7 protein-coding genes, 3 tRNA genes, 1 rRNA gene and 1 riboswitch are annotated in these 6,090 nt (G+C 51.0%); all 11 genes read left to right on the top strand.

What is annotated here, in order from left to right:
* Positions 1-6: 6 nt before the first annotated feature.
* The 11 genes from rrf (at position 7) to proB (ending at position 6,082) form a co-directional block, all read left to right on the top strand.
* A 5S ribosomal RNA gene (gene rrf, locus FYJ78_RS08560) occupies positions 7-123 on the top strand.
* An 8-nt stretch (positions 124-131) separates the two neighbouring features.
* A tRNA-His gene (locus tag FYJ78_RS08555) sits at positions 132-207 on the top strand.
* 12 nt (positions 208-219) lie between these two features.
* Positions 220-295: transfer RNA gene (locus tag FYJ78_RS08550), tRNA-Trp, on the top strand.
* A 5-nt stretch (positions 296-300) separates the two neighbouring features.
* Positions 301-391 (top strand) — tRNA-Ser (locus tag FYJ78_RS08545).
* A 90-nt stretch (positions 392-481) separates the two neighbouring features.
* Positions 482-585, top strand: a riboswitch (purine riboswitch).
* 92 nt (positions 586-677) lie between these two features.
* Positions 678-2,012: an NCS2 family permease gene (locus FYJ78_RS08540; RefSeq protein ID WP_154620992.1), complete on the top strand. Its 1,335-nt coding sequence runs from the start codon at positions 678-680 to the stop codon at positions 2,010-2,012.
* Positions 2,013-2,234: 222 nt separating this feature from the next.
* On the top strand, positions 2,235-2,546 hold the full coding sequence (gene rplU / locus FYJ78_RS08535; RefSeq protein WP_154620991.1) for a 50S ribosomal protein L21: 312 nt from the start codon (positions 2,235-2,237) through the stop codon (positions 2,544-2,546).
* A 3-nt stretch (positions 2,547-2,549) separates the two neighbouring features.
* Complete coding sequence (locus FYJ78_RS08530; protein WP_154620990.1) at positions 2,550-2,870, top strand: ribosomal-processing cysteine protease Prp; 321 nt, start codon at positions 2,550-2,552, stop codon at positions 2,868-2,870.
* A gap of 5 nt (positions 2,871-2,875) precedes the next feature.
* Positions 2,876-3,169, top strand: a complete 294-nt coding sequence (rpmA, locus tag FYJ78_RS08525) for a 50S ribosomal protein L27 (RefSeq protein ID WP_154620989.1) — start codon at positions 2,876-2,878, stop codon at positions 3,167-3,169.
* 170 nt (positions 3,170-3,339) lie between these two features.
* Positions 3,340-4,620, top strand: coding sequence for a GTPase ObgE (obgE, locus tag FYJ78_RS08520; RefSeq protein ID WP_154620988.1), 1,281 nt, complete (start codon positions 3,340-3,342; stop codon positions 4,618-4,620).
* 16 nt (positions 4,621-4,636) lie between these two features.
* Positions 4,637-4,939, top strand: coding sequence for a ribosome assembly RNA-binding protein YhbY (yhbY, locus tag FYJ78_RS08515; RefSeq protein WP_154620987.1), 303 nt, complete (start codon positions 4,637-4,639; stop codon positions 4,937-4,939).
* A gap of 15 nt (positions 4,940-4,954) precedes the next feature.
* On the top strand, positions 4,955-6,082 hold the full coding sequence (gene proB, locus FYJ78_RS08510) for a glutamate 5-kinase (RefSeq protein WP_328597688.1): 1,128 nt from the start codon (positions 4,955-4,957) through the stop codon (positions 6,080-6,082).
* Positions 6,083-6,090 lie beyond the last annotated feature (8 nt).

Below are 6,090 nucleotides of genomic sequence, written 5' to 3'. Positions count from 1 at the left end.
TGAATATCCGGTGACGATGCCTGAATGGTTCCACCTGTTCCCATACCGAACACAGTAGTTAAGCATTCAGAGGCCGAAAGTACTTGTCTGGAGACGGGCTGGGAGGATAGGAAGTTGCCGGTTTCATTATGGCGGCTTTGGTGAAGCGGTTAACACACTGGATTGTGGCTCCAGCATGCGTGGGTTCGATCCCCACAAGTCGCCCCATTTTTATCTATTAGGGGTATAGCTCAACTGGTAGAGCAACGGTCTCCAAAACCGTAGGTTGTGAGTTCAAGTCTTACTGCCCCTGCCATATATGGAGTGGTACTCAAGAGGCTTAAGAGGACGGTTTGCTAAATCGTTAGGCTGGGTAACCGGTGCGGAGGTTCGAATCCTCTCCACTCCGCCACTTGCTATTTAAAGGATTTCGCTGTGCGAAGTCCTTTTTTCGTTGGCATCGATCTTCTTTCTTGGTTTGACAGGATTCCATTTTCCTGATATCCTTTAAAGCGTTAATTCTTGTATAAGTCCGCAGATATGGTGCGGGCGTTTCTACCAGGCAGCCGTAAATTGTCACAGTCTACAAGGACAACGAGAGAGTATGGGATGTGCGTAGCGGATGACGCAATAGAATATGCCTCTTCTGTTCAGGCTGATGGTTTTACTGTGCCTGAATGAAGGAGGCTTTTATTTTTATGCAAGTACAAACAGGCCAAACCTCACTGCTGGAGCGATTCTTTCAATTGAGGGAAAAGAACACAACAGTCCGGACGGAGGTCACAGCGGGCATCACCACGTTTATTGCTTTAGCTTACATCATGTTTGTCAATCCGAATATCCTCGCAGAAGCAGGTGTGCCAAAGGAAGCGGCGATTGCTTCAACGATTTGGATCGCGGCGCTTTCGACCATGGTTATGGGCGTGTTTGCCAACTATCCGGTCGCGTTGGCGCCCGGAATGGGGCTGAACGCCTTCTTTGCCTATTATGTTTGCGGCGTGCTGCACCTTCATTGGACGGTTGCACTCGGTGCCGTATTTTTTTCGGGAATTTTGTTTCTCCTCCTGACCATCAGTCATGTCCGTCAGGCGATCATCCATGCGGTTCCACAAAATCTGCGCGTGGCCATTGGTGTTGGTATCGGACTTTTTATTGCGTTTGTCGGGCTGAAGGGAACGGGGCTGATCGTCAGCGATCCGGCCACGTTTATTACGCTGGGGCATGTGACTCAGCCGACAACCGCGCTTTCTTTGTTCGGACTGGTATTTACCGGCGCTTTGATGGCACGGAACGTCCAAGGGGCGATTTTGCTTGGCATCATCGCTACGACGTTGTTGTCGATGGTGCTCGGTTATTCACCGGTTCCGCATGGACTGTTTGATATGGTCAGCACTTCTGTTCCGCATATGGGGGAAACCTTTGGCAAACTGGACATTGCCGGTGCCTGGAATTATGGTATTTTTTCCATTATTTTCACCTTTACGGTGGTCGAATTGTTTGATAATATGGGAACATTAATTGGGCTGACTTCAAAGGCCAAGTTGGTTAAGCCGGATGGAGAAATCGAGAATTTGGACCGCGCGCTTACGACGGATGCTCTTGGAACGATCTGCAGCGCTATTTTCGGAACATCGACGGTCACATCGTATATCGAGAGCGCCGCTGGTATCGCTGCCGGCGGCAAGACAGGGCTTACCGCTGTTACGGTATCCGTATTGTTTTTGCTTTCCTTGCTTTTTGCGCCCTTAATTGGTCTGGTTCCGGGATTCGCGACAGCGCCGCCGCTCATTCTTGTCGGCGCACTGATGATGTCCGAGGTCGGGAAAATTAATTTTCAGGATTTTACAGATGGCCTGCCGGCGTTTCTGACTATCATTATGATGCCGCTTACCTCGAGTATCGCCAACGGCTTTGCGTTCGGATTCATCAGCTTCGCCTTTATCAAAACTTTGTCGGGAAAAAGGCACGAGGTCAGCTGGATTATGTGGCTGGTCAGCATCGCTTTTCTGATCAATTTATTTATGCGTTCCTGACTTAATCAGGATAAAGAATTTGGTTTACCCCAATAAAATCAGGGATTCTTTTCTTGACAGGCAAGAGGGGCTATGATATTATTAACAACTGTAGACGCAGAAAGTGTGTCTTGTTTTGGGTGCTTTTGCATCCATCCCCAACCGCACAGCGGGGTTCTGAAATCAGCTGATGCGAATTCAGCTGTACCGCAGCTGGCGAGTAATCGATAGGGAGGTGTTTTCATGTACGCAATTATCAAAACTGGCGGCAAGCAGTATAAGGTTTCCGAGGGTGATGTGATCACGGTCGAGAAGCTGGCTGCAGCCGAAGGCGAGGCTGTTGTATTTGACGAAGTCCTGACGGTGGTCAGCGATTCGGATGTCAAGGTTGGCAAGCCTGTCGTTGAGGGTGCCAAGGTAACGGGTAAAGTCGAGGCTCAGGGCAAAGATAAGAAGATCCTTGTTTTCAAATACAAGGCAAAATCTAATTATCGCAAACGTCAGGGACATCGTCAGCCGTTTACGAAGGTTGTCATTGAGAAGATTGAAGCCTGATCTATGATCTGTATACAAATCTTTTCTCAGGCAGACGGGAAAGTATCCGGTTTTTCGGTCACGGGTCACAGCGGCACGGCGGACCGGGGCAAGGATATCGTCTGTGCAGGGGTATCTTCTCTTGCGCAGACCGCTCTTTTAGGTATAGCTGAGTACCTGCATCGCGAGGTCGATTATGACGTGGCGAGCGGAAAGCTCATCGTAAGGCTCAAGGGTGTCCCCGATGATCTCACTGAAGCAATTATGCAAACGATGCTTTTGGGGCTGCGGGAAATTCAGAAGATCAGTCCGAAAGCGATTCATATTTCAGAACAACGGAGGTGAATTTCATGTTTACTTTTGATTTGCAGTTGTTTGCGCATAAAAAAGGTGTCAGCTCCACGCGTAATGGCCGCGACAGCGAGTCTAAGCGTCTGGGCGTTAAGGAGCAGGCCGGCACGGTCGTGACGGCTGGCAGCATTCTCGTTCGTCAGCGCGGCACGCATTTCCATCCAGGTCATAATGTCGGTATCGGCAAGGATGATACGCTGTTTGCGAAGGTGGCAGGCAAGGTCGCTTTTGAGCGCAAGGGCCGCTATAATCGCCAGGTCAGCGTGTATACGGCGGAAGAACAGGCTATGTAAAGAACAGATACCTGCGCGTTTCTTCGGAGCGGCGCAGGTATTGTTATATGGGAAAGAATACGGCGTTAAGTTGCGTTGTGGTGCATAAAAGTAAGAGCCGGTGTTGACATAATGCCGGCTTTTACTTTTATTCATCACAAGGCGGAGCAGGAGAAAAGAAGGAGGTTATCATGCAATTTATTGACAGGACGCGGGTTATTGTCAAGGCCGGTGATGGAGGCCATGGCAAATCCGCTTTCCGGCGCGAGAAATTTGTGCCGAAAGGAGGCCCCGCGGGCGGCGATGGTGGCCGCGGCGGAGATATCATCTTTGTTGTGGATCCGAACAGCAATACGCTGCTGGATTTTCGTTATCACCGGAAATTTCAGGCGAAAAACGGGGAAAACGGCGATATTAAAAATCAATACGGCGCCAATGCACCAGCTTGTTATGTCAAAGTACCGGCCGGCACGGTGGTCCGGGATGAGGATACGGGGGAACTTCTGGCCGATTTGACGGAAATCGGTCAGGAAGCCGTGATCTGCCGGGGAGGACGCGGCGGGCGAGGCAATGCGAAGTTTGCCAATGCGGCGAATCGTGCACCGACTTTTGCAGAATTTGGAGAACCTGGTGAGGCGCGCAATCTGATTCTGGAGCTGAAGCTTTTGGCTGATGTCGGACTGGTCGGTTATCCAAGTGTCGGAAAATCGAGTCTGGTCGCCAGTTGTTCCGCAGCGCGTCCGGAGATTGCAGAGTATCATTTTACGACGATTACGCCGGTCCTTGGCGTGGTAAAGACCGACTATGAGAAGAGTTTTGTCATGGCGGATATTCCTGGTCTGATCGAAGGAGCTGCGGAGGGCGTGGGGCTGGGTCATGATTTTCTGCGCCATGTCGAGCGAACTAAGCTGATTCTTCATTTGGTTGACGCTTCCGGTTTGGAAGGACGGGATCCGGTGGATGATTATCATACCATCAATGCCGAGCTGCGAAAATACAGTGAAAAAATCGCCCGCCGCACGCAGATTCTTGTGGCCAATAAAATCGATCTGCCCGAAGCCAGAGCGAATCTGCCGCGACTTCAGAAGCTGGCGGATGAAGAAGGCCTGAAATTTTTTGCCATTTCAGCGGCGACGCATCAGGGCGTTCCGGAGCTGATCCGGTATGTCGGGGAATGGCTGGATCAATATGTGGAAGAACCGGAGACCGAGGAAGAGGTCAAAGTTTATGATGAAAATAAAGAAGATCCGGAAAAGGTAACGATTTCCCGGGATATCCGCGGCGATTTTGTCGTATCTGGCAAGGCGCTGGAAAAATTGGTCGCTATGACGAACTTCCTCAATGACGAGGCAGTCCGGCGTTTTCAATATATTTGGCGGATCAAGGGGATAGACAGCAAACTGAAGGAGAAAGGCATCCGGGAAGGAGATACGGTTCATATCGGCGATATGGAGTTTGAGTACCGGGAGTAATTTAGGAGGAAACAGATTGATCAGAAATTCGTTGACGGGCAAGCAGAAAAGTTTTTTGCGTTCCATGGGACAGGCTTTGGAGCCGGTGGTTATGATCGGGAAGGAAGGCGTTACGCCGACGGTGGTCCAGTCGGCACGCGATGTCATTAAAAAGCGGGAACTGATTAAGGTACGGGTACTGCAAAATTGTCTGGCGGAACCGGAGGACGTCATCCGTATGCTGGCGGAACGAGTGGATTCCAATCTCGTGCAGATCATTGGACGCAATGGCCTGCTTTATAAGAAAAATTTTGAGAAGACGAAAATCGAACTGCCGTAAACGGGGGCGATGAGAGTGAATGCAAGAGAGAGGCTGCGCGAAGCCAGAAGGGTCGTCGTCAAGGTGGGAACAAGCACGCTGACGCATGATACTGGAAAGCTGGACCTGCGCCGCATCGATCATCTCGTACGGGAGTTGTCTGATTTGCGGAATCAGGGCAAGGAAATGGTTCTGGTATCGTCTGGTGCTATCGCGGCTGGTTTGGGCAGACTGGGACTGGACAAGAAGCCGCAATCCATTCCGAAAAAACAGGCGATCGCTGCGATCGGTCAAGGCGTGCTTATGCACATTTACGAGAAATTCTTTGCTGAATATGGACAGATCATGGGGCAGGTTCTGCTGACGAAGGAAAATTCGGTTCGCCATAATCAATATATTCATTCTCGTAATTCTTTGCTGGCACAGCTGAGCATGGGCGCGATTCCGGTCATCAATGAAAACGATGCGGTTTCTGTCGATGAGATCAAGATTGGCGACAATGATAATTTGTCGGCGATGGTCGCCACGTTGGTGGACGCTGACGCGCTGATTATTTTGTCGGACATTGAAGGAATGTATACGGCCAATCCGGCGCAGCATCCTGAGGCCAAGCTCATTCCGGAAATTCATGAGATCACGCCCGATATTCAGAATCTGGCTGGCGGAGCAGGTTCTGCTCTGGGGACCGGCGGTATGATGACGAAGATTCAGGCAGCACAGGTGGCTATGAGCGCGGGGGTGACGATGGTTATCGCGTCCGGAGGGCGCGAGGACGTTATTCGAAGTGTTCTCGCCGGGGAAGCGGTCGGTACAGTTTTCCCCGCAAGGGAATCGCATCTGAAGGTGAGAAAAAGCTGGCTGGCATTCGGCAAGCGGCTGGCTGGAGAGATTATCGTGGATGATGGCTGCGCGGCTGCGATGCGGAGCAATGGGTCCAGCTTGCTCGCGGCAGGTGTGGTCGATTGTGACGGAGCGTTTCATCGGGGGAATACGGTACGGGTGCTTACGGAAGGCCAGCAGGAAATTGCCCGCGGCATCGTGAATTATGATGCGGAGACCCTGCATAAACTGTTGGGACACAAGAGCGGTGAGTTTTCGCATCTGGTCAGCGGAGAGGTACCGGAAGAAGTGATTCACCGAGATAATATGGTTCTGATGGTTTAAGTTTCCGG

The sequence above is a fragment of the Wylensekiella montiformis genome (assembly GCF_009697385.1).
GTDB lineage: Bacteria > Bacillota > Negativicutes > Selenomonadales > Selenomonadaceae > Selenomonas_A > Selenomonas_A montiformis.
This window is presented reverse-complemented; position numbering and strand designations above follow the sequence as displayed.